This window comes from Nitratidesulfovibrio sp. (assembly GCF_040373385.1).
Lineage (GTDB): Bacteria > Desulfobacterota > Desulfovibrionia > Desulfovibrionales > Desulfovibrionaceae > Cupidesulfovibrio.
On the sequence record NZ_JBDXXH010000005.1, the window covers coordinates 141,235 to 164,757 of the forward strand.

General features: G+C 64.5%; 22 protein-coding genes. 8 read left to right on the top strand and 14 right to left on the bottom strand.

The window, feature by feature from the left end; all coding sequences use genetic code 11:
• The first annotated feature begins 68 nt into the window (after positions 1 to 68).
• The 3 genes from ABWO17_RS10885 to ABWO17_RS10895 all read left to right on the top strand — a co-directional run bounded on the left by ABWO17_RS10885 (position 69) and on the right by ABWO17_RS10895 (position 3,023).
• Complete coding sequence (locus ABWO17_RS10885) at positions 69 to 1,136, top strand: DMT family transporter (RefSeq protein ID WP_353118436.1); 1,068 nt, start codon at positions 69 to 71, stop codon at positions 1,134 to 1,136.
• Between the two features lie 236 nt (positions 1,137 to 1,372).
• Entirely contained in the window at positions 1,373 to 1,738 is a 366-nt protein-coding gene (locus ABWO17_RS10890) for a helix-turn-helix transcriptional regulator (protein WP_353118438.1), read from the top strand.
• Positions 1,728 to 3,023 (top strand): type II toxin-antitoxin system HipA family toxin, encoded by a 1,296-nt coding sequence (locus tag ABWO17_RS10895; protein WP_353118440.1) that lies wholly within the window; start codon positions 1,728 to 1,730, stop codon positions 3,021 to 3,023. Before ABWO17_RS10890 ends, ABWO17_RS10895 begins: the two co-directional genes overlap by 11 nt.
• A gap of 87 nt (positions 3,024 to 3,110) precedes the next feature.
• Here the strand turns inward: ABWO17_RS10895 and ABWO17_RS10900 are convergent, their stop codons facing one another.
• A complete protein-coding gene (locus ABWO17_RS10900; RefSeq protein ID WP_353118442.1) occupies positions 3,111 to 5,078 on the bottom strand; it encodes a molybdopterin biosynthesis protein in 1,968 nt (655 codons plus the stop codon).
• A gap of 64 nt (positions 5,079 to 5,142) precedes the next feature.
• A complete protein-coding gene (gene pspF / locus ABWO17_RS10905; RefSeq protein WP_353118444.1) occupies positions 5,143 to 6,342 on the bottom strand; it encodes a phage shock protein operon transcriptional activator in 1,200 nt (399 codons plus the stop codon).
• 188 nt (positions 6,343 to 6,530) lie between these two features.
• On the opposite strand from pspF, the gene pspA reads away from it, so the two are divergent.
• From pspA to pspC, 3 genes are all read left to right on the top strand, one after another.
• Complete coding sequence (pspA, locus tag ABWO17_RS10910; RefSeq protein ID WP_353118445.1) at positions 6,531 to 7,271, top strand: phage shock protein PspA; 741 nt, start codon at positions 6,531 to 6,533, stop codon at positions 7,269 to 7,271.
• 250 nt (positions 7,272 to 7,521) lie between these two features.
• Entirely contained in the window at positions 7,522 to 7,830 is a 309-nt protein-coding gene (gene pspB / locus ABWO17_RS10915; protein ID WP_353118447.1) for an envelope stress response membrane protein PspB, read from the top strand.
• Positions 7,831 to 7,832: 2 nt separating this feature from the next.
• Entirely contained in the window at positions 7,833 to 8,414 is a 582-nt protein-coding gene (gene pspC / locus ABWO17_RS10920) for an envelope stress response membrane protein PspC (protein WP_353118449.1), read from the top strand.
• Between the two features lie 132 nt (positions 8,415 to 8,546).
• On the opposite strand, the gene ABWO17_RS10925 is transcribed toward pspC, so the two are convergent.
• From ABWO17_RS10925 to ABWO17_RS10980, 12 genes are all read right to left on the bottom strand, one after another.
• Positions 8,547 to 9,632, bottom strand: coding sequence for a tetratricopeptide repeat protein (locus tag ABWO17_RS10925; RefSeq protein WP_353118451.1), 1,086 nt, complete (start codon positions 9,630 to 9,632; stop codon positions 8,547 to 8,549).
• Complete coding sequence (locus ABWO17_RS10930) at positions 9,590 to 10,726, bottom strand: ThiF family adenylyltransferase (protein WP_353118453.1); 1,137 nt, start codon at positions 10,724 to 10,726, stop codon at positions 9,590 to 9,592. The genes ABWO17_RS10925 and ABWO17_RS10930 overlap by 43 nt, the downstream gene beginning before the upstream one ends.
• A gap of 4 nt (positions 10,727 to 10,730) precedes the next feature.
• Positions 10,731 to 11,861 carry a ThiF family adenylyltransferase gene (locus ABWO17_RS10935; RefSeq protein WP_353118455.1) on the bottom strand — a complete coding sequence of 377 codons (1,131 nt, stop codon included), beginning with the start codon at positions 11,859 to 11,861 and terminating at the stop codon, positions 10,731 to 10,733.
• Positions 11,862 to 12,074, bottom strand: coding sequence for a hypothetical protein (locus tag ABWO17_RS10940; protein WP_353118457.1), 213 nt, complete (start codon positions 12,072 to 12,074; stop codon positions 11,862 to 11,864). It abuts the gene before it with no gap.
• Between the two features lie 152 nt (positions 12,075 to 12,226).
• Positions 12,227 to 13,303, bottom strand: coding sequence for a 3-isopropylmalate dehydrogenase (gene leuB / locus ABWO17_RS10945; protein WP_353118459.1), 1,077 nt, complete (start codon positions 13,301 to 13,303; stop codon positions 12,227 to 12,229).
• Positions 13,304 to 13,562: 259 nt separating this feature from the next.
• Positions 13,563 to 14,054 (bottom strand): 3-isopropylmalate dehydratase small subunit, encoded by a 492-nt coding sequence (locus tag ABWO17_RS10950; protein ID WP_353118461.1) that lies wholly within the window; start codon positions 14,052 to 14,054, stop codon positions 13,563 to 13,565.
• 53 nt (positions 14,055 to 14,107) lie between these two features.
• Positions 14,108 to 15,364: a 3-isopropylmalate dehydratase large subunit gene (gene leuC, locus ABWO17_RS10955; protein WP_353118463.1), complete on the bottom strand. Its 1,257-nt coding sequence runs from the start codon at positions 15,362 to 15,364 to the stop codon at positions 14,108 to 14,110.
• Positions 15,365 to 16,909, bottom strand: a complete 1,545-nt coding sequence (locus ABWO17_RS10960; protein ID WP_353118464.1) for a 2-isopropylmalate synthase — start codon at positions 16,907 to 16,909, stop codon at positions 15,365 to 15,367.
• Between the two features lie 228 nt (positions 16,910 to 17,137).
• Positions 17,138 to 17,887 (bottom strand): CDP-diacylglycerol--serine O-phosphatidyltransferase, encoded by a 750-nt coding sequence (gene pssA, locus ABWO17_RS10965; protein ID WP_353118466.1) that lies wholly within the window; start codon positions 17,885 to 17,887, stop codon positions 17,138 to 17,140.
• A 58-nt stretch (positions 17,888 to 17,945) separates the two neighbouring features.
• A complete protein-coding gene (locus tag ABWO17_RS10970) occupies positions 17,946 to 18,590 on the bottom strand; it encodes a phosphatidylserine decarboxylase family protein (protein ID WP_353118468.1) in 645 nt (214 codons plus the stop codon).
• Between the two features lie 236 nt (positions 18,591 to 18,826).
• Positions 18,827 to 19,615, bottom strand: a complete 789-nt coding sequence (locus ABWO17_RS10975) for a TVP38/TMEM64 family protein (protein WP_353118470.1) — start codon at positions 19,613 to 19,615, stop codon at positions 18,827 to 18,829.
• A 407-nt stretch (positions 19,616 to 20,022) separates the two neighbouring features.
• A complete protein-coding gene (locus tag ABWO17_RS10980; protein ID WP_353118472.1) occupies positions 20,023 to 20,694 on the bottom strand; it encodes an HAD family hydrolase in 672 nt (223 codons plus the stop codon).
• A 287-nt stretch (positions 20,695 to 20,981) separates the two neighbouring features.
• Between ABWO17_RS10980 and ABWO17_RS10985 the strand changes: the two genes are divergently transcribed.
• Positions 20,982 to 21,977 carry a YbgA family protein gene (locus ABWO17_RS10985; RefSeq protein ID WP_502914908.1) on the top strand — a complete coding sequence of 332 codons (996 nt, stop codon included), beginning with the start codon at positions 20,982 to 20,984 and terminating at the stop codon, positions 21,975 to 21,977.
• Between the two features lie 392 nt (positions 21,978 to 22,369).
• On the top strand, positions 22,370 to 23,458 hold the full coding sequence (locus tag ABWO17_RS10990; protein WP_353118476.1) for a metal-dependent hydrolase: 1,089 nt from the start codon (positions 22,370 to 22,372) through the stop codon (positions 23,456 to 23,458).
• The last annotated feature ends 65 nt before the right edge of the window (positions 23,459 to 23,523 follow it).

Consider the following 23,523-nt stretch of genomic DNA (forward strand, 5'->3'; position numbering starts at 1 on the left):
GACGCAGCAGGCCGTCGCCATTGGCATTGTCTGTCCGGCGGTGCTAGTACACGCGACAGGAGGCGCCCATGACCACTCCCCACGGCGGTACGCCCGACACTATGGCTGACGACATGGCTGGCGATGCTGCTGGCGTTTCGACGGCCCCCCCGACCGGTGTCCGGGGCGGCAGCAGGGCCGCCGGGCCTTTCGGTGACGGCACGCCCGCATCGCCTGCCCCCATCCCGCCTCCCGCTGCCAAGCCGCGCACCGACCAGCGCAAAGCCTATCTGTACGGCATCGCCACGGTGGCCATCTGGTCCACGGTGGCCACGGCCTTCAAGCTGGCCCTGCGCCAGTTGGACCCGTTGCAGTTGCTGCTGGTGTCCACGGCGGTGTCGCTGCTGGTGCTGGCCGCCATCCTGCTGGTGCGTCACGGATTCGGGGGACTGGTCCGCGAACTGGCGGGGGTGCCCCGGCGCGAACTGTTGCGGGCCGGGCTGTTGGGCGTGCTGAACCCCTTCGTCTACTACATCGTGCTGTTCAAGGCGTATGCGCTGCTGCCCGCGCAGGTGGCCCAGCCGGTAAACTACACCTGGGCCATCACCCTGACGCTGCTCTCCGTGCCGCTGCTGGGGCACCAGGTGACCCGGCGCGAACTGCTGGCCGTGGCCGTGAGCTATGCCGGGGTGGTGGTCATCGCCACGCGGGGCGACGTGGCCGCGCTGGCCGGGGGCAATGTGACCGGGGTGGCGCTGGCGCTGGTGAGCACGGTGATCTGGGCGTTGTACTGGATCGGCAACGCGCGCAGCCCGCTGGAGCCGGTGCTGGGATTGTTCTGCAATTTTGCCGTAGGGTTGCCGCTGGTGCTGGCGGCCACGTGCATTTTTTCCACGCTGCCGCTGCGGGCGGACCTGTTGCCCGGCCTTGCCGCCGCCGCGTACGTGGGCGCGTTCGAGATGGGCATTGCCTTCGTGTTCTGGCTGAAGGCCATGCGGCTGACGGAGTCGGCTGCGCGCATCGGCAACCTGATCTTCTTTTCGCCGTTTCTGTCGCTGGTGTTCATTGCGCTGCTGCTGGGCGAGCGGATACTGCCCACCACGCTGGCGGGGCTTGTGCTCATCGTTGCGGGCAACCTGCTGCAACGCCGGGGGTAGGCACTGAGGGATTTGCGGGCTCAGTGTGACACGCGTGCCCCAGGGCTGAAGAGGAGGTTGCCTCGGTGAACGTCGCCGCGCATGGCCAGGAGTCCGGCAAGTGGCGTGATGTTCCGAGTGGCGAATGACCGGGGTGCCGGTCGTGGTGCATTTTCATGACCGGCATGCCGGTCATTGGTTGCTTGCAGTGAGGGGGCTGTGCTATTTGCCCGTTATGGCGGTCATGAAATGGTTTCATGCCTGCCATAACAGTCAGCGAGGTTTCCATGGGAGCGCATGTCCGCACCTATTCCCGAGTGACCGCCGAGGCCCTGGCCCTGATGGGCAGGCAGATACGTCTGGCACGCAAGCAGCGCAGGATGTCGGAAGCCGAGTTGGCGGCACGAATAGGCATAGCGCGCAGCACGCTGCAACTCATCGAGAAGGGCCATCCGAAGGTCGAGATCGGGCTGGTTTTCGAAGCTGCGGTGCTTGTGGGCGTGCCGCTGTTCGTTGCCGAGCCTCAAGGGCTTGCCGCGCAGGTCGCGCGGGTGGATGACAAGCTGGCCCTGTTGCCGCAGTCGGTCCGGAAGCCGCGAGGGGAGGTGCAGGATGACTTCTGAGCATGTGCCAGCCCGTCATGCGCCCGCCACGGAAGCTTTCGTGTGGATCTGGCTGCCCGGCGCGCTGGAACCCGTGGTTGCGGGGCGGGTTGTCCTCGAGAATCGGTTGCATGTCTTCAACTACGGTCGTTCCTATCTGGAACGGCCGGACGCCATTCCGATCTATCTGCCGGAACTTCCGTTGGAGCAAGGGGCCATCCCCCCACGGGCGCCGCTGGATATGGCCAGTTGCCTGCGCGACGGAACGCCCGATGCCTGGGGGCGGCGCGTTATCATCAACCGGCTGACCGGGCTTCACGGTGACGCCGCAAGTACCATCGATTTCGGTGAGTTGACCTTTATGCTCCATTCCGGATCGGACCGGATTGGTGCCCTTGACTTTCAGGCTTCTGCGACTGCCTACACGCCGCGCGAGCAGGAAAACGCAACGCTTGCGGATCTGCTGGAGGCCGCCGAACGTGTCGATCGCGGAGAGCCCGTTCCTCCCGCGCTCGATAAGGCGCTGTTTCACGGCAGTTCCATTGGCGGGGCGCGGCCCAAGGCATTGATCGACGGGGACGATGGTAAATGCATCGCCAAATTTTCCGGCTCCAATGACACCTATGCAGTCGTGAAGGCCGAGTACGTGGCCATGCGCCTGGCGGCAATGGCGGGGCTGGATGTCGCGCCGGTACGGTTGGAGAAGGCCAATGGCAAGGATGTGTTGCTTGTCCGGCGGTTCGACCGGCAGCCTGGTCCGAATGGCTGGGTACGCCGTGCCATGGTCTCGGCACTGACCATGCTTGGTTTGGGGGAAATGCAGGCGCGCTACGCAAGTTACCAGGACCTGGCCGAAATGGTGCGCGCGCGTTTTGTCAATCCGCAGGCGACGCTGCGCGAATTGTTCGGGCGCATGGTCTTCAACGTGCTGGCCGGGAATACGGACGATCACGCTCGCAATCACGCAGCCTTTTGGGATGGCGAGCGTCTTGAACTTACCCCCGCGTACGACATTTGCCCGCAAGCGCGCACGGGCCGGGAAGCCAGCCAAGCGATGCTGATCCATGGAGATGACCGCCGCAGTCAGCTGGAAAGCTGCCGACTGTCGGCATCGTCCTTTTTGCTCACCGACAAGGAGGCGCGCGGGATCATCAACAGCCTCGTGGACAGTATCGTGATCTCTTGGGGCGATGCCTGCGATGAGGCGGAACTGAGTGCGGTGGACCGGGCCTTCCTGTGGCGGCGCCAGTTCCTCAACGGGTATGTCTTTGATGGCTATGCCGATGGAGTGCCGTCCGGTCTTTGAGCGGAGCGCCGCGCAATGTCCCGGATGAGCCGAGGGCAACGTCTTGAGGCTGCGGGGGGTGCTGCCTTCGCTCAACCTTTCCGTCGCTTACCCATCCAGCCCCATACCCTTCTCCATCACCCGTCCGGACAGCGCCGTCTCGTACCCCCCCATTCCTTCCACCCGCTTCAGGAACCGTTCGTCCCGCAGCAGGGCCAGCACGGCCTGCACCCGTGCATCGTCCATGTGCGCGGCGGGAATCACGATGTCGTACCGCTCCCGCGCCAGCGGCACGAAGTCCAGCCCCAGCGCCCGCGCGGCGGCGTGAATGCCCAGGCCGCAATCCGCCGCGCCGGTCAGCACGTTCACGGCTACGGCCATGTGGGTGAACTCTTCCTTGTCGTAGCCCTGCACCAGTGAAGGGGCGATGCCCGCCTGCCCCAGGTGCCAGTCGAGCAGGATGCGCGTGCCCGCGCCGCGCTGGCGGTTGATGAACCGCACATCGCCACGCGCAAGGTCTTCCACGCTCCGGATGTTCCTGGGGTTGCCCGCCGCCACGATGAGCCCCTGATGCCGGATGGCCAGGTTCACCACCCGCACGTCCATGTCGGGCAGGTACTTGTCCAGGAAGGGAAAGTTGAAGTCGCCCGTTTCCGGGTCGAACAGGTGCGCCCCCGCGAAGTGGCACGAGCCGCCGCGCAGCGCGGTGATGCCGCCCATGCTGCCCACGTGGGTGGAAATGAGCCGGAAGGGCCGCTCGCCGCCCATCAGTTCGTCGGCCAGCACGTCCAGGGTGTTGTCGTGGCTGCCCACGCAGACCAGGATGGAATCCAGCACCGCCTCGGGCACGGTCAGCCGGGCGCGCAGCACATCGTGCTCGGCGGCGCCCTCGGACAGGGCGGGCACGCGGGCCACGGCCTGCGCCCGCGACAGGGTAGTGATGTTGCCCGCGCCGCGTCCCAGCGGGGTGCCCACCAGCCGGTTGCCCACGCGGCCCACGGCCAGCCGCAAGAATTCCTCCACCCCCAGCTTTGAGGGTACCTTGCGCGTCAGGTGCACCTCGGCTGACGGTCGGTCCGCCGGTACGGTGCGGCCCATCCACGCCACCAGCGGGGCCACCAGTTCGTCGAAGCAGACCACCGCGCTGACGGGGTAGCCGGGCGCGCCCACCACCAGCCGTCCGCGACATTCGCCCAGCAGCGAAGGCTTGCCGGGCATGGCCTGGATGCCGTGCACCAGCACCCGGCCTTCCGCCGCGATGACCTGCCGGGTAAAGTCCTTGCTGCCCGCCGACGAACCCGCGCACAGCACGGTGACGTGCATGCCGTCATCCAGGCTGCGGGCCAACTCGGCGCGCAGGGTGTCAGGGTTGTCCGGCACCGGGGGGATGCGTTCGACGATGCAGCCCATGTCGCGGGCCATGGCCGCCAGCACCTGCGAATTGGATTCCACCACCTGCCCGGCGCCCGGCTCCGGCCTGGTGGTGAAGTCCAGCACCTCGTCGCCGGTGGGGATGATGCGCATGCGTACCCGTTCCCACACCTGCACCTCCCAGATACCGCCGGACAGCAGCGCGCCCACGTCGCAGGCGGCCAGCCGGTGGTTGCGCGGAAACAGCAGTTCCGTGGCCACGATGTCCTCGCCGATGCGCCGCACGTGCTGCCACGGAAAGGCCGGGGCCTCGATTTCCACGGTGTCCGCGTCCAGCTGGGCCACGTGCTCGATCATCACCACCGCGTCGCACCCTTCGGGCATGGGGTGGCCGGTGTTGACCGGGTGATAGGTTTGGCCCCGGCGCAGGACCACGGGGTGGCCTTCGCGTGCGGCAAAGGTGTCCGCCGCGCGCACGGCAATGCCGTCCATGGCCGCGCTGTGCATGGTGGGCGAGGAATAGCGCGCGTACACCGCCGTGGACAGCACCCGCCCGGCGGCCTCGTGCGAGCCCACGGTTTCGGCGCGGACCAGCGCGGTGCGGTCCAGCGCGGCGCGGGCGCGGTCCACGGCTTCCCCGATGGGCAGGGTTTCGAGGTAGATGTTGCGGGTGGCGACGGTGGCGGACGTATCGGTATGGGACATGGCGTGCCTCCTGGTGCTGACGGTGTGCGCGCGACGCGGCGAGGTGCCGTGTGGAGACGGCTGGTTACGGTTCCATATCCTGCCGGTGGCGACGGTACAAGCCGCGGAATTGATCGTAGGAGATGCCCAGCAGTTCCGCGGCCACCCGGCGATTGTGCCGGGCGCGGTCCAGCGCGGCGCGCAGGGCGGAAAGTTCCAGTTGGCGGATGGCTTCCGGCAGGGGCACGCCGGGCAGGGGCGGGGCGATGAGAGACGACGCAGCGGGAGCGTCCGGGCGGGGACCATCGGGGCAGGCGCCATCCGGATTGGCGCCAGTGGGCGGTACGGTGCCGGGACCGCGCCTTGGCCCGGCACCGTCCGCCATGGCCCCCGTGGAGGGTGGGGGCTGCGTGGCCGGGGCGGAACGGGGGACTGCCGGTCCCTGCCGCCATGGCCGCGCGAAAGGATCAAGGTCGAAATGTTCGATGCGCGGGGCGCGGCCCGCCGGTCTCGCGCCGTCTCGCCGCATGCCCCCATCGTCCAGCCGGGCCACGGCCCGTTCCACCGCGTTGCGCAGTTCGCGCACGTTGCCCGGCCAGGGGTGGGCCAGCAACTGGGCCAGCGCGGCGGGGGACAGGTCCGGCGTATCGGGCAGGTCCAGTTCCGCCGCCATGCTGGCCGCGAAATGGCGGGCCAGCAGGACGACATCGTCGCCCCGTTCGCGCAGGGGGGGCACGGCCAGCACCTCGAAGCTCAGGCGGTCCAGCAGGTCGGCGCGAAAGTGCCCCCGCGCCACCATGGCGGGCAGGTCGGCGTTGGTGGCGGCCACCACGCGCGCGTCAACGCGCACGGGCTGGGTGCCGCCCACCCGTTCCAGCACGCCGTATTCCACCACCCGCAGCAGCTTGTCCTGCACGCCCGGGGGAATGTTGCCCACCTCGTCCAGGAACAGCGTGCCGCCGTCTGCCCGCTCGAAACGCCCGGCCCGGCGCGCCCCGGCCCCGGTAAAGGCCCCGGCCTCGTGGCCGAACAGTTCCGCCTCGGCCAGGGTGGGGGCCAGCGCCGCGCAGTCCAGCACCACCAGCGGCCCCTGCCAGCGCGGGGACAGATAGTGCAGCCGCGCGGCGGCCAGTTCCTTGCCGGTGCCACGTTCGCCCGCCAGCAGCACGGGCCGGTCCACGCGCGCCACGCGAGAAAGCGCCTCCTGAAAGGCGAGAAACGCGTCCGACTGGCCGATGGCCTCGGCCAGGGCAGGTGACGCGGCAGCGCGCGTGCGATCGTGCATGGTTAATTCAACCATATTTTGGTGATTTTCACCAGAGATTGGGGTAAATCAATTTTGCGAGCGATATCCATCGCTCGGCATGTTGAGGTAATTCCCCGTGATTGCTCGTGGTTGCCTCCTGCGGGCTGGCTGGCACGGTTGCTGCTTTTCCTGGCGGACCAACGTACAGCGCACCGCAGGAGGCGATCATGGGTATCTTTTCGCGATTCAAGGACATCGTCAGTTCCAATATCAGCGCCATGCTGGACAAGGCCGAGGACCCGGAAAAGCTGGTCCGGCTGATGATCCGCGAGATGGAGGAAACGCTGGTGGAACTGAAGGCCGGGTGCGCCGCCAGCATGGCCGAGGCGCGCCGGGTGCGCCGCGAACTGGACGGCGTGCTGGACCAGGTGGACCGCTGGAACCGCCGCGCCGAACTGGCCGTGACCTCCGGGCGCGAGGACCTTGCGCGCGAGGCGCTGTTGGAACGCCGCCGCGAGAACGAGCGCGCCGACGCGCTGCGCCGCGAACTGGACGAGATCGACGCGCTGGTGGCCCGCACCCAGGGCGACATGGACGTGCTGGACGAGAAGCTGGCGGCCGCGCGCGACAAGCAGCGCATGCTGGTGCAGCGCCACGTGCATGCCCGGGTGCGTCGCCAGGCCCGCGAGGACGTGCGCCGCGCCGCATCGCTGGAAGTGATGCACCGGTTCGAGGAACTGGAGCGCCGCGTGGAACACATGGAGGCAGAAGCCGACGCCGTGCGCATGCCCTCGGGCAGCCGTGGCGGCCCCAACGGGCTGGATGCGGCCTTCGCGGACATGGAAACGCGCGAGGAACTGGAGCGCGAACTGGCCGCCCTGCGCACCCGCGTGGACGAGCGCGCGGCCGGTTCCGGCAAGGGCAATGCCGCCCCGCGCCACGGTGAAGTTTCCGGCACTGCGGAGTAACCGCCTTGCGCCCGCAGGTTGCAGAGGCTAGGCTGGATGCCCGCGCGGTATCGCTCCTGCCGGAACCGGTCGCGCACCGTCCCGCATGTGGGCGCACCGGTCGCGTCGGGCGTGCCAGTCGCACCATCTGCGCCGCACGTGTTGACGCCCGCGATGCCATTCGGGTTTGCCACCCCGCTGCCCGCGCCACGGCCCAGGCCCCGGCGCACGGCGGCACTACAGTTCGAGGCCACGCATGCATGAGCCGTACATGTTCGAGGAACTATTCGCCGTCATGGCGCAGCTGGGGCCGGTCATGATGTTCTGGTTCATGGTGTTGCCCGCCCTGGTGGCCGTGTTGTTGCTGGCCATCCTGTACCGCCTGCTGCGCACCCGCGAGGGCGCCACCCCGGCGCACGACGACGAGGCCCGGATGATCCAGGAGATGTACCGGGCCATGGGCCGCATGGAGGAACGGGTGGAGGCGCTGGAAACGCTGCTGCTTGATCCGGACGGCACGGCGGGGCGGGCCCGGCATGACGCCGGGCGCGATGCCGCGCGCGAGCAGGGGAGGGAATGACCATGGCTGGCCCCGAAGACAGGTTCGACAGGCGTTCCGGAATGGGCCGGGGCGGGCGGCATTGCTCCAACGGTGAGGGCCGCGACGGGAACGGATTCGACCGTGACGGCTCGTGCCGGGCCGGATGGCATGGCGGCGGTTTTCGCCACGCGGGCACGCAGCAAGAAGACGCCTGGGACGGCCTGCGCGGCGGGCGCGATGCCTGGCAAGACCGTGGCCCCCGCACCCTGTACCGCGCCCGCGACGGCAAGCTGATGGGTGTTTGTAAAGGGCTTGCGCAACATTTCGGAATGTCGGTATTCATGGTGCGCGCGCTGTTCGTGGCGGCGGCCCTGTTCACCGGGTTCTGGCCCGTGGTGGGGCTGTACGTGCTGGCCGGGCTGGTGATGAAGCCGCGCCCGGTGCTGCAACCGGCCAACGTGGGCGAGCGCGATTTTTACGGCAGCTACGTGTCCTCGCGCGGCGAGGCGCTGCGCAGGCTGAAGGAAAAGTTCGACCGGCTGGAAGGTCGCATCCGCCGCATGGAGGATGTGGTCACGCGACGAGATTTCGACTGGGACCGCAGGTTTGGCGCACAACGATAGCGCCGGGGCGGGGCAGGCGCTGACGCGCAGTGCTCCGCACGAACCGGGCGGTTCCGGACACCATAGTCCTTAGGGATGGAGAGGCGTCTCCGGACGGGGGCGAGGACGAACGTTCTCGCCCCCGTCGTTGTGTCAGGAGGCGGAAGTGAACGTTTCGTTGAATGCGCCTATACTACATTCCTTTCGGATGCTTTCTAACGTGATATGATGAGTGTCTTTGGATAGATATTTTGCGTAAAGAAGGAGTATGTAAGCTTTTTTTGTATTGAGATGTGGTGCTGCGGTGGATCTTTCGAGAATTCCCATTATGTTAGAGAAATCTTTGTGGTCTGCTGCGGTTTTCTGGTGTATGTAGAACCATTTAGCGCAATATAAGAAGGCGCGTTCGTCGTGTGTTGGTGCGAGAGTGTGATATTTTTTGTAAAACGCTAGTGATTCATCGTCATTTCCTAAATCTGAAAGTATCTGAGCAATATCAAGGTAGTAGTCATAATTTTCATTTAATGCTATAGCTTTTTCTAATAGAAGTTTTGCTTTGTTCAGTTTTTCAAGACTTGATTCTGTGTGCGATACTTCTGATTTTGACAGTGTAATTCGTGAATGGTCGCCTTGTAAGAAGCTGTTGTAGTCTTCTTCTGGCGGTGGTGTTGCTGTCTTCCCTCTTCCTAGTGTAGCTTGGTGGGCGAGTGCACGGCCTAGGCCTGAGAGGGCTTCTGCTCCTTGTGGGTCAAGTGTGAGTGCTAGTTCATAATTGTCTATCGCTATTGCTATGTCGCCATTTGTTGTCGTTGTATCGCCAGTGCATCCTTTTAGAAAATATGTATCTGCGAGGCGTGTGTATATGTAGTAGTCGCGCTCATGGTCTAGTGCATTTTTATAGCACTCGATTGCGGATGTGTAGTTTTTGCAATCAGGCAAAAGGTAGAATTCTGCTTGCTTTATTTTGTTATATTTTTTGATTTGCGCCGATATATTTTCTGCCTTATCTAGGTATTTATCGATTTCTTTTTTTGTTATATGTGCGTTTATTGCAGTTATGGCTGCAACTAATGTTAGTGTGCTTGATAGTAGTGTTGTTGCTGTTTGGTACCATGCTGTCGGGTCATGTGGATTTTGTATAGAATAGCAAGAGTAGTATAGAACTGCTGAAATGAAAAGTATTATAATTGATGTTATTAGCGTTGTCCTTGTATAAATATTTGCCTTGTTGACGTGCATTTTATGCAATCCGTCCATTGTGAGTACTCCTCACGTATAAGTTGCTTTGTGTGAAAATTAAATTCACCTCGGCCGCCAGTCATCGTAGGAGGGGTCTTGGGGTTACGTATGACAATCTTCAAGAATTCATGCGCTACAAATGAGGCAGAAATGCTCGCAAGAGGGGCAATGTTTCCAATGTTCCGGTGGATTTTATTCAGGCGCACGGCGCGTGTTAAGTCTTCTGGATTGTTTGCATCCATTCCATGACGGATGCAATGCAGGCAGGGTGATGTATGCGGTATTACTGTCGGACCAATAAGGCTGAGATGCATATTGTATCCGCCAGCAACAATATAGGGGATATCTTTAGGGTAGGCGGCATCGTGTACTGCGGCTGCGACCTCGTAGGCGGAAGGCTCGTCGGCGCAGCTGATAACCACAGTGCTTTGAGGGGGCTTGTTTTCGATAATGTCTGAAAGATGGTCGGGTTTTTCGATCCTTCGCAAGAAATATGCTGTGTTGTAGTATGCCGGATTTCTGGATCGTACGCTGTCGGCCAAGGCGATTGCTTTGCTCTTGCCAATATCTTCGTTCTTGAAAAAGGACCTGTTCAAGTTGTGTGCAGAAACGATATCGTTGTCGATTAATGTAAGGTTTTTGACGCCAAGCTGCGCGATGTTCAGGGCAACCCAAGACCCCACGCCCCCTGCGCCGACAATGACGGCATGACTATTTGACAGCCGTTCAAATGCGTCGTCCACCTCATGATACGGCAGAAGAGAGCCGAGAAAGTTCTGCACTCTGCGGTATGGGTGGTGCAGCCTGGCTGCGACGGCGTCTGCGTCTTCAATGATACTCTTATTGATGAGTGTCTCAAACAGCTTGAAAATGCCGAGTTTCTCAGGGGCTGAGACACTATGCTTTTGAATGAGTTCAGACGTGGTAAGGTTTCCGGACAGGGCGGAAATGATCTGTATGTAAATTTGATGTTGAATGATGAAGTGGACACTTTTCCGTGTGTCGGAAATGAAGAAATGGCAACGTCCATCTTCTTTTGGCGGGATGAACGAAACCGAAGGGCGAATCCGGAATCTTGTTGTCTCGATGTTCATGAAGCTACTTGACGCCGCAGTATGGGCACGCAGGGTTTGGTTCTACTGTAAAGGAATCGATCCGATAGTCCGTGAATAGAAATTCTCCCCTGCCGCCGGTGAAGTTGGGCGCCGTGGACTGTGGGAAGAAATAGCGCAGAATGTCGATTGTGGATGATGCGGCGCTGAAGGAGGAAAGTGCTCCAAGACCGCCAAACCATCCCTCTCTGTCGGCAACGGGGTGGGGAGCAGGGGTCCAATCTTTCAAGGCATCTTCAAAAAAAGTGGCATAGCAGTCTGCGCACGGCGTCTCGTGAGGAATGATGAGTTCGCCCAACGATCCAAGGTGGGCATCAAACCCGCCGGCGGCAAGAAGCGGGATATTGTGCGCCACCGCATACCGTGAAAGCTTGATGTTCGTGTAGCCGATGTATGGTGTGTCTGCCGTGTTGACAATCAACGTCGTACCTTTGGCAAGTACGTCAATGTCGCTTTTTGTCGTGAGGGCAGTTTCGATGGTTTCAATGTTTGGCGCATATGCGTGCTCAGCGACCAGCCTGTGTGCCGCAAGCGTTTTTGGAATGCCGATTTGGTCGGAGAGCGCGTAGGGCGTGCGCGCGATGTCTTGTGCATCGATTTTTCCGTGGTCGATCAAGCGAAAGTTCCGGAATCCAAGCATGCACAATTGCAGCAAAATATTGCTGCCAATTGCCCCCAGGCCAAATATTGTTATGTGAGCATTGTATATTTTTTCTTGAGTTTCGATGGCGGCTGCGGGTGAGCGCAGCACATCTATCAGAAAGAATATTTGGCGTTTTTGGCGCTCGATATATTCTTGGGGGAGGGATGACCCAGCAAGCGGATCGCTGGCAGTGATAATGCTGTTTTCAAGAAGGAAGGTAAGAAAAGCCTTCGTTTCATCGGTGAGGTCCAATCCAGCGTAGGACAGTACTTCTTGGAGCGGCTTTGACTGGGCCAGCCCTTCGAGAAGTCTTACGAAGTGATTACGGCACCTGATTTTGAGTTTTCTTCTGTTGGAAAGAAAAAGGAACAGTACTTCGCTATCCTGCTGCGTATCGTCAGGAAAAACAAAGACCTCTACACCATCGCGAAGCTCAGGCGTAGAGGTCGGATCAAAAATCTTGTCGCCGACCATCTAGTATTGTACCTGGCCAGCCTTCATTTCAAGATACCTGTCCCAGGCGTCTGCATTTTCGGTGAAATTTGCGTTTGCCGAGCACGTTCTGGTACAACAGGCAGACCGGCTGCCAGAGCATGTTGCAGTATACGCAACACTTTCCATACCATCTTCGTCTGAAACAACTGCAAAACCATATTGTTCAAGCGAATCTGCGACGTTATCTTTCATGCTAAGCTCCGGGGTAGACGTTAGCCAGGGTTCGGTGTTCTCGCAAAACTCTATTTCCCCTTTTTATCTCATAGCGGGACAAACGGCAATTGGTGGTGGGTAATGGAGCGCCCCCAAAGCTCTCCGAGTTGCCTTGGGGGCGCGCGGTTACATTACACCCGCTCGGTCACCAGGTTCCCCATGCTCACGGTGCCGACAAGCGTCTTGCCTTCTTCCATGATGTCGCCGGTGCGGTACCCTTCGCGCAGCACGCCGCTGACGGCCTGCTCGATGGCCACGGCTTCCTTCTCCAAGCCGAAGGTGTGGCGCAGCATCATGGCCACGGAAAGGATGGTGGCCACGGGGTTGGCCTTGTTCTGCCCGGCGATGTCCGGGGCGGAACCGTGGATCGGCTCGAAGATGCCGGGGCCGCTGGCGCCCAGCGAGGCCGAGGGCAGCATGCCGATGGACCCGGTGATCACCGCCGCCTCGTCGGACAGGATGTCGCCGAACAGGTTCTCGGTGACGATGACGTCGAACTGGGCGGGCCAGCGCACCAGCTGCATGGCCGCGTTGTCCACGTACATGTGGGTCAGTTCCACGTCGGGGTATTCTTTGGCCACCTCGATGACCACGGCGCGCCACAGGCGCGACACGGCCAGCACGTTGGCCTTGTCCACCGAGCAGACCTTCTTGCTGCGCTTGCGGGCCGCCTCGAAGGCCACGCGGGCGATGCGGCGCACTTCTTCTTCATTGTAGATCATGGTGTTGTAGCTGGTGCGCAGGCCGTCGCGCAGCTCTTCTTCGCACACCGGCTCGCCGAAGTAGACGCCGCCGGTCAGTTCGCGCACCACCATCACGTCCAGGCCCTGCGCGGCAATGTCGGCGCGCAGCAGGCAGGCCCCGGCCAGTTCGGGCAGCAGGGTGGCCGGGCGCAGGTTGGCGAACAGCCCCAGCGCCTTGCGGATGCCCAGCAGCCCCTTTTCCGGGCGGGTGGCAGTGGGCAGCGTATCCCACTTGGGGCCGCCCACGGCGCCCAGCAGCACGGCGTCCGCCGCCTTGCACGCGGCCACGGTGTCGTCCGGCAGGGGGCCGCCCGTGGCGTCGATGGCCGCGCCGCCGATGAGCGCATTACTGTAGCTGACGGTGTGGCCGAACTTTTTGGCCACCTTGTCCAGTACCTTCACGGCCTGTTCCACGATTTCCGGGCCGATGCCGTCGCCCGGCATCAGGCAGATCTTCATGTCCATCTGGATATCCTTTCTCGATGACCGATGCGCGCTATGGGTGGTGCGGCGGCGGGACGATGGTCCGGCCCGCCGCCGGAATGGTCAGAATGCGACTTTCTGCCTGAATGCCTTCATCTGTTCAGGCTTGGCAGAACGGGCATTCGAGGGATTTTGCTCTCTGGCAAGGAAGGCGAGTTCCGGGCGAAGGGAGTGTATTCTTGCATACTCGACCTTCGGACGGAGCGAGCCTGACGAAGCCAGAAAGCAAAAGACCCGAATGCTAGGCAAGCTTCTCGCGGACGTAGGGGACAAGGCCGCCTTTATCGAGCAACTCCCGCATCGACGCAGGCAGCGGCGGGCAGGTGATGGTGGCCCCGGTGGTGCGGTTGGTGATCAGGCCCTTGGCCGCATCCACTTCCACGGTGTCGCCGTCGGCGATCTTGTCCACCTCGTCGCCCACTTCCAGCAGCAACAGCCCCATGTTGAAGGAGTTGCGGTAGAAGATGCGCGCGAAGCTGTGCGCGATGACCACGGGCATGCCCGCGCCCAGGATGGCGATGGGCGCATGTTCGCGCGACGAGCCGCAACCGAAGTTGCGCCCCGCCACCATCACGTCGCCGGGCTTCACCCGTTTCACCCAGCCTTCCTCAAGGCCAGCCATGCAGTTTTCGCCCAGCTTCTGGGTGTCGGTGGTCACCAGGAAGCGCGCGGGGATGATGGCGTCGGTATCGATATGCTCGCCCACCTTGTGGGCGGTGCCGGTGTAACTCATGGTGCGTAAACCTCCATACGTGGCGTGTGGGACTGTCCTTGGTCTACAGGGGCCTACAGGCTGCCGGGATGGGCGATGACGCCCGCCACGGCGGACGCGGCGGCAACTGCCGGGCTTGCCAGGTAGACTTCGGACTCCAGGCTGCCCATGCGCCCGCGGAAGTTGCGGTTGGTGGTGGCGATGGCGCGTTCGCCGTCGGCCAGAATGCCCATGTGTCCGCCAAGGCACGGCCCGCAGGTGGCAGGGCCCACGATGCAGCCCGATTCCATGAAGGTTTCGATCAGCCCTTCCTTCAGGGCTTCCTTCCACACGCCGGGGGTGGCGGGCAGCACGATGCAGCGCACGCCCTTGGCCACCTTGCGGCCCTTCAGCACTTCCGCCGCCTCGCGCATGTCGCTGATGCGGCCGTTGGTGCACGAGCCGATGACCACCTGGTCCAGGGTCACGCCCTTCACCTCGCCCACGGGCTTCACGTTTTCGGGCAGGTGCGGGCAGGCCACCACGGGTTCCATGCCGGACACGTCGAAGGTCAGTTCGCGTTCGTAAACCGCGCCGGGGTCGGCGGACAGGGGGGCGTCCTTGCGGCCGCGCGCGGCGGTGTAGGCAAGGGTCTTTGCGTCGGCGGCAAACAGGCCGACCTTGCCGCCCGCCTCGATGGCCATGTTGGCGATGGTCATGCGGCCCTCAACGGACAGGGCCTCGATGGCGGCGCCGTCGAATTCCAGCGCGCGGTACAGCGCGCCGTCCACGCCGATCTCGCCGATAAGACGCAGGATCAGGTCTTTCGCGCCCACCCACTTGGGCAGGGTGCCGGTAAAGGTGGCCCGGATGGTGGGCGGCACCTTGAACCACGTTTCGCCAAGGGCCATGGCCCCGGCAACGTCGGTGGAGCCAAGGCCGGTGGCGAAAGCGCCTAAGCCTCCGTAAGTACAGGTGTGGCTGTCGGCCCCCACCACCACGTCACCGGGGCCGACCAGCCCCAGTTCCGGCAGCAGGGCGTGTTCCACGCCGCAGTCGCCGCCCTCGTAGTAGTGGGTCACGCCCATTTCCTTGGCGAATTCGCGGGTCAGCTTCACCTGCTGCGCCGAATCGATGTCTTTTTGCGGGGTGAAGTGGTCCATGACCAACGCCACCTTGTCGCGATCGAACACCTTTTTCGCCCCCATGGCCCGGAAGGACTTGATGGCGAGCGGAGCGGTGATGTCGTTTGCCAGAGCCAGCGAGACGCGACAGCGGACGATTTGCCCCGCGGCGGTGATCGCCTCGTCGGTGTGCGCCTGCAGGATCTTCTGCGCAAGCGTGTGTGCCATCTAGATGCCCTCCTTCTCTTGCTCTTCTTCTTTCTTTGCCAGGCGGTTCAGCGCGTTCACGTACGCGCGGGCGCTGGCGAGTATGATGTCGGGGTCGGACCCGCGTCCGACCGCGCTGCTGCCGTTCTGCCGCAGGCGCACGGTCACCTCGCCCTGGGCGTCGGTGCCGCCGGTGATGGCGGTGACCGAATACCGTTCAAGGCTGGGCGTGCGGCCCACGATTTCGCCGATGACGTTGAAGATGGCGTCCACCGGCCCCACGCCGAACCCTGCGGCGCGCTTCACTTCGCCCATGACGTCCATGACCACGGCGGCGGTGGGGGGCATGCCGGTGTCGCTGCACTGCACGGAAAGGTTCACCAGCCGGTACAGGTCGGGCAGGCGGTAGACCTCTTCAAGCACCAGCGCCTCGATGTCCTCGTCATAAATCTGCTTCTTCTTGTCCGCCAGCTTCTTTACGGCCTCGAACACGGTGACCAGCTGGTCTTCCTCCAGCCGGTAGCCCAGTTCTTCCAGCTTGTTCTTCACGGCGTTGCGGCCGGAATGCTTGCCGATGACGAGGTCGGTCTTGGTCTTGCCGATGGATTCCGGCGTCATGATCTCGTACGTTTCGCGGTTCTTGAGCATGCCGTCCTGGTGGATGCCCGATTCGTGCGCGAAGGCGTTGGCGCCCACGATGGCCTTGTTGGGCGGAATGGGCTGGCCGATGATCATGGACAGCAGGCGGCAGGTGGGGAACAGCTGCTCGGTGACCACGCCGCAGTCCAGCTGGTAGAAGTCGCGCCGGGTGTGCAGGGCCATGACGATCTCTTCAAGCGAGGCGTTGCCCGCCCGCTCGCCGATGCCGCTGATGGTCACTTCCGCCTGCCGGGCCCCGGCCTTCAGCGCGGCCAGGGTGTTGGCCACGCCCATGCCGAGGTCGTTGTGGCAGTGCACGCTGAACACGGCCTTGTGGCTGTTGGGGGTGTTTTCGATGACGTACCTGATGAGCCGCCCGAATTCCTCGGGCTGGGCATAGCCCACGGTGTCCGGCACGTTGATGGTGGTGGCCCCGGCGTTGATCACCGCCTCGAACACCCGCACCAGGAAGTCGGGGTTGGAGCGCGAGGCGTCCTCTGCCGAAAATTCCACGTTGCTGGTGTATTGGGCGGCGTGGCGCACGGCGGCCACGGCCATTTCCACCACCTGGTCCGGTTCCTTGCGCAGCTTGTACTGCATGTGCACCGGAGAGGTGGCGAGAAAGGTGTGGATGCGCGGGCTTTCGGCCACCTTCACGGCGTCCCAGGCGCGGTCGATGTCGGCGGGCATGGCGCGGCACAGGCCCGCCACTTCCACGCCCCTGACGGCGCGGGCAATGGCCTGCACGGCCTCGAAGTCGCCCTGGCTGGATGCGGGAAACCCGGCCTCCATGATGTCCACGCCAAGGGTTTCCAACTGGCGGGCCAGCCGGATCTTTTCCTGAAGGTTCATGGTGGCGCCGGGCGACTGTTCGCCGTCGCGCAGGGTGGTGTCGAAAATGCGGATGCGACCGGATTCGATGGTCATGGTTCGTGCTCCTCTTGCTGCGGTCCGTGCCCGTGATGGTTGGGGGCGGGACCATGGCGCTGATGCGCGGTCGTCACGTGCGGTGTGTACGCCTGACGGATTGCTGCATCTGTTCGTTAGCTGCGCGCCGGCCCGGGAGACGGGACTCTGGCTGAGAGGAGGGTACACGTCCGCCCGGGAACGGCGGGCGTTCCTGACACGGAGGTACGGGGCGCTGCTACGACAACCCTAGGATAGGCTGCGTAGTAGCTTGTGATTACGGCGGGGAATGATGACGAAGGTGTACACGGGACCAGAGATGAGGTAGCCCGCAAACACCAGGAAACCCAAGAGCTTGGGTTCGGAGGAGACGAGTACGAACAGCAGGATGGCGGTAACCATCGAGCTGAACGGATGGGCCTTGATGAGCCCGTATTCCTTGAAGGATGCGTAGCGCACGCGGCTCACCATGAGGAAGGCGAGCACGAAGGCGAGCGCAAGGCAGAAGCGCGGGAAAACGTTCGCAAGCTGGTCGGGCACGTAGGGGCTGAACAGCACCAGCGTGGCCACGGCGCAACCGGCCGCCGGAATGGGCAGGCCGATGAAGAACTTCTTGGAGGTGGTGGCGGTGGAGATGTTGAACCGGGCAAGGCGCAACGCGCCGCACACCGCGAACAGGAAGGCGGCGGCGATGCCGAGGCGCCCGTACTGGTGCAGCTGCCACTGGTACATCATGAAGCCGGGGGCCACGCCGAAGGCCACCAGGTCGCACAGCGAATCGTACTGGACGCCGAATTCGCTGGCGGTGTTGGTGAGGCGGGCCACCTTGCCGTCCAGGCCGTCCATGAGGGCGCTGAACAGAATGGCCATGGCGCAGTCTTCGTACCGCCCGGAAACGGCCCACAACATCGCCAGGAAGCCTGCAAAGAGGCTTGCCGTGGTGAAGAGGTTCGGGAGGATGTACACTCCCTTGTGGATCGGGCGGGCGGGCTGTTCCATGGCCTTGCGGCTGTCCTGTGCCTTTCTGCGGTATGTGAACCTAAGGAATTGATGGGGGTTAGGCGTTGCGGCGCGCCACTATGGTCTGCCCGGCGAACACCTGTTCGCCCACGTTCACCGCCGGAGAATAGTCGTCCGGCAGGTAAAGGTCAACCCGCGAGCCGAAGCGGATCATGCCGAAGCGCTCGCCACGGGCCAGCGTATCGCCTTCGTCGGTCCGGCACACGATGCGCCGGGCGATCAGCCCCGCGATCTGCACGAAGGTCCAGGTGGAGCCGCCTTCCTCGGTCATCTGGTAGGCGCAGCGCTCGTTGTCGGTGGACGCCTTGTCCCACGCTGCGTTCAGGAACTTGCCGGGATGATAGGCAATGCCGGTCACGGTGCCCGCCACCGGGGCGCGGTTCACGTGCACGCTGAACACGTTCATGAAGATGCACACTGCCGTGCGGGACTGGCCGGTGAACGGGTCGGGCATGGTCTGCACGCGCACCACCTTGCCGTCGGCGGGGCTGATGGCAAGGCCGGGCGCGGTGGGGGTGACCCGTTCCGGGTCGCGGAAGAAGTGGCAGCAGAACCAGGTCAGCAGCATGAACACGAAGCTGCCGGTGGCGCAGCCGAGCATGGCGAGGGAAAGCGTGACGAGGGCGCACAGGCCGATGGCCGGTACGCCTTCGGGGGTGATGCCGATGGAGGCTTTGCGCATGTGGGGTGCCGTTGGTTGCGGTGGTTTGCGGTATGCCGGGGCCGCCTGTGCGGCCCGCGTGCGGGCAATATGGCGGGAGTGTAGGCAAAAGCCGCCGCGCTGGCAACCTGCGGGCAACCGGGGAAGACAGGGGGGGCTGCAACTGGTGATGGAGGTGTTCAGCCAGAGGATGGAAGGCGTGAGGCGCGTGACGGGAAATGGGCGGCAGACACGCGGGCTTTTGCAGCCGGGCAAGACTACCGGGTTTGCCCCGGTGCCGACGTGCAGCGGTTGCCCGCCTGCCGCCGCCCCGCCATCGCGCCCGCCACCCGGCGCAGCAGCACGGGCGCCACGGCCAGCAGGCACAGGGCAAGGCCGGTGCGCAGCGAGATGATGTCGCCAAGGTGGCGAATGCGCCCCAGTTCCGCCCCGGCATGCACGTAGATGGCGTTCAGCGGCAACATGCCGAGCAGCGAGACCGTGGCGAAGGTGTAAAGGCGCATGGCCGTGACCCCGAACAGCAGATTCACCAGCCAGTAGGGCATCACGGCCACGCAACGCAGGCCGAGCAGGCACAGCGCGCCCGGAGAGAAGAGCCTGGAGCCGGGGGATTGTTCATCGGTGGCCCCTGCCGCGTTCGTCGCCGTGCCGCCGTTGTCACCCCCTTCCGCCATGGCCGCGTCGATGCGGGCCAACTGGCGGGGCCACAGGCGGCGCACCGTGGTGCGCAGCAGATGCCGGGAGCTCAGGAAGGCCAGGCAGGCCCCGATGGTGCTGGCAGCGCTGACGGCGGCCAGTGCCGTGCCGAAGCCGAACACGGCCCCGCCGGTCAGGGTCAGGAACACCGCGCCGGGGATGGAGCAGGCGGTCATGGCCACGTACCCCGCGACATACGCGGCCACGCTGGCCACGGGATGGCGGGCGTGCAAATCCAGCAGCCGGTCACGCAGGGCCAGGGCCTGGTCCGGCCCGGGGGGTGCAAGGTTGCCGGTCAGGGCCAGCAGGGCAAGGCATGTCAGCAGCAGGGCGGCCAGTGCGAACCGCACCGCCGTGTCACGTGAAGGGCGGGGGATGCGCCGCGTCATCCGGCGCATCTGGTGGATGGCCCGGTGCAGGGCGGTCCGGTGCGTGTCCGTATCTTTGGCGTGGTGGTGCACACGCGCGGCGGCAGGCCCGTCGTGCGCCGGGCAGCGGGGGGTGCGGACTGGGGGTGGGGGGCGACGGGGAATGCGCACGGACGGGCCTGCCTGCCGGGGTGTGGGCGGCCTTTGCGGAGAAAGGCAACGCCGTGCGCACCATGCCCAATGCCCATGGCGAAATGATGATGGCCCGGTGACGGAACGCGGGCGATGCCGGTGTGCGCCCCGCCGTTACCAGTTTTGCGCGGGTGGTGTCCGCTCGTTGTGCGGTAACTGGCCGACCGCTTTCCGGCCATTGCCGGTTCGACTGACGGCTATTCGGCTGGCCGCCATTCCGGCCAGCCTTCCGGCAGCGCCACCTGCGGGGCCAGTGCGGCGAGATCGGCGCGGAAGGCATCGCGCCCGGTGAACAGCCGGGCATGGATGCCCAGCGTGGTGGCCCGTCCGATGTGCCCGGCGTTGTCGTCGAAAAAGGCCGCGTGCGCCGGGTCCACGCCCATGATGGTCGCGGCATGGGTGAAAAAGCCGGGGTCGCGCTTGTTCAGCCCCTCGCGGAACGAATTGAACACCCGGTCGAAGTGGCGGTACACGCCGTGCGCCGCGTCGATTTCCTCCAGCCAGTTGGTGTGGTCGCTCAGGATGGCCGCGCGCAGCCCGGCGGCGCGCACGGCGTCTGCGGCGCACAGCATTTCCGGGCGCACGGTGAAGCGGTTCATGATCTCGGCGCGCAGGGCGGCGTCGGTGCCGGTCATGCCGGTGGCCGCGCGCACGGCGCTCCACCACGCGGCCTCGTCGGTCTGGCCGTTGACGTAGCCGGTGGCGTAGCACAGGTCGGTGGCCGTGCGCATGGTGGCTTCCGGGTCCAGGCCCTGGGCGCGGCCGATGGCACGCAGGCCCTCGATGAAGCCTTCCTCGGCCAGCACGCCGCTGAAGTCGAAGAAGATGACGTCGATGTGGGGTGCGGCATTGCCGCGCGAGTGTGTCATGGGCTATCCTTGTCGTCTGCGGGGCCTCGCTGTGCATGTGGCGCGGTTTCCCGGTTCCGGAATGCCGCCGTTCCCGGTGCCAGAAAGTCGGCGCGGACGCAGGCGGCAACCCGTTCAGGATAACCACGCGGAGGCAAAGCGCAATGGAAGAAACCACCCAGTCCGCCCCGTCCGGCCAGTCCGGCCAGACAGTCCCGTCCGGCCAGACAGGCCAGTTCGACCAGGCAGGCCAGACCGCCCAGGCAGGGAATTTCGGGGCGCCCGCCGATGCTGGCGGCGATGACCGGCTGCGGGTGGGCATCAGCTCGTGCCTTCTGGGCAACAAGGTCCGCTTCGACGGCGGGCACAAGCACGACCCGTACATTACCGGCACCCTTGGCCAGTACATGGATTTCGTGCCGGTCTGTCCGGAGGTGGAATGCGGCATGCCCGTCCCGCGCGAGGCGCTGCGGCTGGTGGGCGCCCCGGCCCATCCCCGCCTGGTCACGGTGAAGGGGTATGAGGACTGGACGGAGCGCATGCGCGCCTTTGCCCTGCGCCGGGTGGAACAGTTGGCCGCCGAGCGGCTGGACGGATTCATCTTCAAGCGGGCCTCGCCCTCCAGCGGCATGGAGCGGGTGAAGGTGTACGCAGACCACGACCCCCGCGACGTTCCGGAAGGTACGGGCCGCGCCGATACTGCACGCATCAATCTGGGACCGCCGCAGGAAAAGGGCGTGGGCATCTTTGCCCGCGTGTTCATGGACCGCTTTCCCCTGCTGCCCGCGGAAGAGGAAGGCCGCCTGAACGACCCGCGCCTGCGCGAAAACTTCATCGAACGGCTGTTCGTCATGCGCCGCTGGCGTGCCCTTGCCGAGGGGGGGCTGACGCGCGGCGCCCTTGTGGACTTTCACACCCGGCACAAACTGCTGCTGATGTCGCATTCGGTGGAGCACTACCGCGCGTTGGGCAGGCTGGTGGCCCATGCGGCCAGCCACGACCCGGCGGACCTGGCCCGCGACTACCTGACCGGCCTGATGGACGGGCTGCGCCTGCCCGCAACCACGGCCAAGCACGCCAACGTGCTGCAACACTGCATGGGCTATTTCAAGCGGGTACTGACCCCGGACGAAAAGCTGGAAATACTGGAGATCATCCAGCGCTACCGCAAGTTGCAGGTGCCGCTGGTGGTGCCGGTGACCCTGCTGAACCACTATGTGCGCAAGTATGGCGAGCCGTATCTGGCCGGGCAGTTCTACCTGAACCCGCACCCGGTGGAGCTGAAGCTGCGCAACCACGCCTGAAGGGCGACAGGGGGCGGTGGCCGCAAGCTGGCCGCGCCCCCCTTTCGTTCCTTCTCTTCCGGCTCTGCCCTGCTCCGTCCCATTCCTCCCCCCGTCCGGCCCCGCGCACCCATCTTGCCATTCGCCGTCCCGATGACGATATATCCGGGGCAAGACCCTGTCCGGTTGCCGCCGGTGCGTTCAGGCCCGCCATGCGGGCGGCTGCCCGGCGTAGTGCGTCCCGAGCCCGTTCGCCCCCGTTCGCCCCCGTTCACCCCCGTTCACCCTTGTCCGTCCCGGTTCGTGCCCCCTGCCATCCCGCTGCGTCCGTGCTCCCTCTTCCCCCTCTCCGTCCCGTCCACCCCCGCGTGTCACGCACGCATCCCCAATATGCTCCCCACGGAGGTCGCCCCATGGACCCGGTAACCCATCTTGCCAGCGGCGCGCTTGTGGCCATGGCCCTGCCCGATACCCGGCGCAGCCGCTGGTTCATGCCCTTTGCCCTGACCTGCGCGGTGCTGCCCGACGCGGACGTGCTGTTCGGCGCGACGCCGCTGGCCTACCTGACCCAGCACCGGGGCATCACCCATTCCTTCGTGGGCGGCGCGGTCATGGCCCTGCTGATGGCGCTGCTGTTCCTGCCGCTGCTGCGGCGCGCCCCGCGCGATGTCGTCGGCAGCGGCGGCGTGCACACCTGGGGCTATGCCCGCTACGCCCTGGCGGCGTACGGGCTGATCCTGCTGCACATCTTTCTGGACTGCATCACCACCTACGGCACGCAGGTGTTCCTGCCCTTTTCGGAGTATCGGGTGGCCCTGCCCGCCGTGTTCATCATCGACCCGATCATGACCCTGGTCATGCTGGCGTGCGTCGTGGCGGCCATGGGCCGGGCGCATCGGCGCACCTTTGCCGCGCTGGGCCTGGCCTGGACCCTGCTGTGGCCGGGTGCCTCGCTGGCCGTGCAGCAGCACGTGCAGTCCGGCCTGGTGACGAAGCTGGCCGCCCAGCCCGTGCCGCCCGTGTCGGTGGCGGTGATCCCCGAGGCGCTGGCCCCGTTCAACTGGAAGGTGGTGGTGGATGATGGCCGCCGCTACGGCATGGCCCGCTACCAGTTGCTGAACCCGGATGCGCCGCTGGCCTTCGAGCTGTTCGAAAAGGCGGACCCGGTGCTGTACCGCCGCCTGTCCGAGTCCGAGGAACTGTTTCGCGTGTATGGCCGCTTTGCCATGTTCATGACCCAGGAAACCCGGCAGGAAAACGGCGCGCCCGTGATCGCCTACCGCGACCTGCGCTTTGCCTCCACCGTGCCGTTCATGCGCATGCTGCGCGGCGAGGGTGTGCCCTTTCAGTTGTGGGCGCGCCTTTCCGCCGATGGGCGGCTGGAAGGGTTCCGCTTCGTGCAGGGGCGTGCAGCAGGCGGCAGCGACGGGACTGGCGGGACTGATGGAACTGGCGGAGGCGCCGGGGGAGACAGCGACGATTGGGTGACCGTGGCGCGCTGACAGCGGCATGGCGTTGTGCACGTACCGATGAAATGTGCCCACCCCCCTTGTCACATGATGGGGGA

Excerpts from the sequence above, each read along its gene's own strand:
- ABWO17_RS10885 (WP_353118436.1), top strand. The coding sequence starts at position 69 with ATGACCACTCCCCACGGCGGTACGCCCGACACTATGGCTGACGACATG.
- ABWO17_RS10890 (WP_353118438.1), top strand. The coding sequence starts at position 1,373 with ATGCCTGCCATAACAGTCAGCGAGGTTTCCATGGGAGCGCATGTCCGC.
- ABWO17_RS10895 (WP_353118440.1), top strand. The coding sequence starts at position 1,728 with ATGACTTCTGAGCATGTGCCAGCCCGTCATGCGCCCGCCACGGAAGCT.
- ABWO17_RS10900 (WP_353118442.1), bottom strand. The coding sequence starts at position 5,078 with ATGTCCCATACCGATACGTCCGCCACCGTCGCCACCCGCAACATCTAC.
- pspF (WP_353118444.1), bottom strand. The coding sequence starts at position 6,342 with ATGCACGATCGCACGCGCGCTGCCGCGTCACCTGCCCTGGCCGAGGCC.
- pspA (WP_353118445.1), top strand. The coding sequence starts at position 6,531 with ATGGGTATCTTTTCGCGATTCAAGGACATCGTCAGTTCCAATATCAGC.
- pspB (WP_353118447.1), top strand. The coding sequence starts at position 7,522 with ATGTTCGAGGAACTATTCGCCGTCATGGCGCAGCTGGGGCCGGTCATG.
- pspC (WP_353118449.1), top strand. The coding sequence starts at position 7,833 with ATGGCTGGCCCCGAAGACAGGTTCGACAGGCGTTCCGGAATGGGCCGG.
- ABWO17_RS10925 (WP_353118451.1), bottom strand. The coding sequence starts at position 9,632 with ATGCACGTCAACAAGGCAAATATTTATACAAGGACAACGCTAATAACA.
- ABWO17_RS10930 (WP_353118453.1), bottom strand. The coding sequence starts at position 10,726 with ATGAACATCGAGACAACAAGATTCCGGATTCGCCCTTCGGTTTCGTTC.
- ABWO17_RS10935 (WP_353118455.1), bottom strand. The coding sequence starts at position 11,861 with ATGGTCGGCGACAAGATTTTTGATCCGACCTCTACGCCTGAGCTTCGC.
- ABWO17_RS10940 (WP_353118457.1), bottom strand. The coding sequence starts at position 12,074 with ATGAAAGATAACGTCGCAGATTCGCTTGAACAATATGGTTTTGCAGTT.
- leuB (WP_353118459.1), bottom strand. The coding sequence starts at position 13,303 with ATGGACATGAAGATCTGCCTGATGCCGGGCGACGGCATCGGCCCGGAA.
- ABWO17_RS10950 (WP_353118461.1), bottom strand. The coding sequence starts at position 14,054 with ATGAGTTACACCGGCACCGCCCACAAGGTGGGCGAGCATATCGATACC.
- leuC (WP_353118463.1), bottom strand. The coding sequence starts at position 15,364 with ATGGCACACACGCTTGCGCAGAAGATCCTGCAGGCGCACACCGACGAG.
- ABWO17_RS10960 (WP_353118464.1), bottom strand. The coding sequence starts at position 16,909 with ATGACCATCGAATCCGGTCGCATCCGCATTTTCGACACCACCCTGCGC.
- pssA (WP_353118466.1), bottom strand. The coding sequence starts at position 17,887 with ATGGAACAGCCCGCCCGCCCGATCCACAAGGGAGTGTACATCCTCCCG.
- ABWO17_RS10970 (WP_353118468.1), bottom strand. The coding sequence starts at position 18,590 with ATGCGCAAAGCCTCCATCGGCATCACCCCCGAAGGCGTACCGGCCATC.
- ABWO17_RS10980 (WP_353118472.1), bottom strand. The coding sequence starts at position 20,694 with ATGACACACTCGCGCGGCAATGCCGCACCCCACATCGACGTCATCTTC.
- ABWO17_RS10990 (WP_353118476.1), top strand. The coding sequence starts at position 22,370 with ATGGACCCGGTAACCCATCTTGCCAGCGGCGCGCTTGTGGCCATGGCC.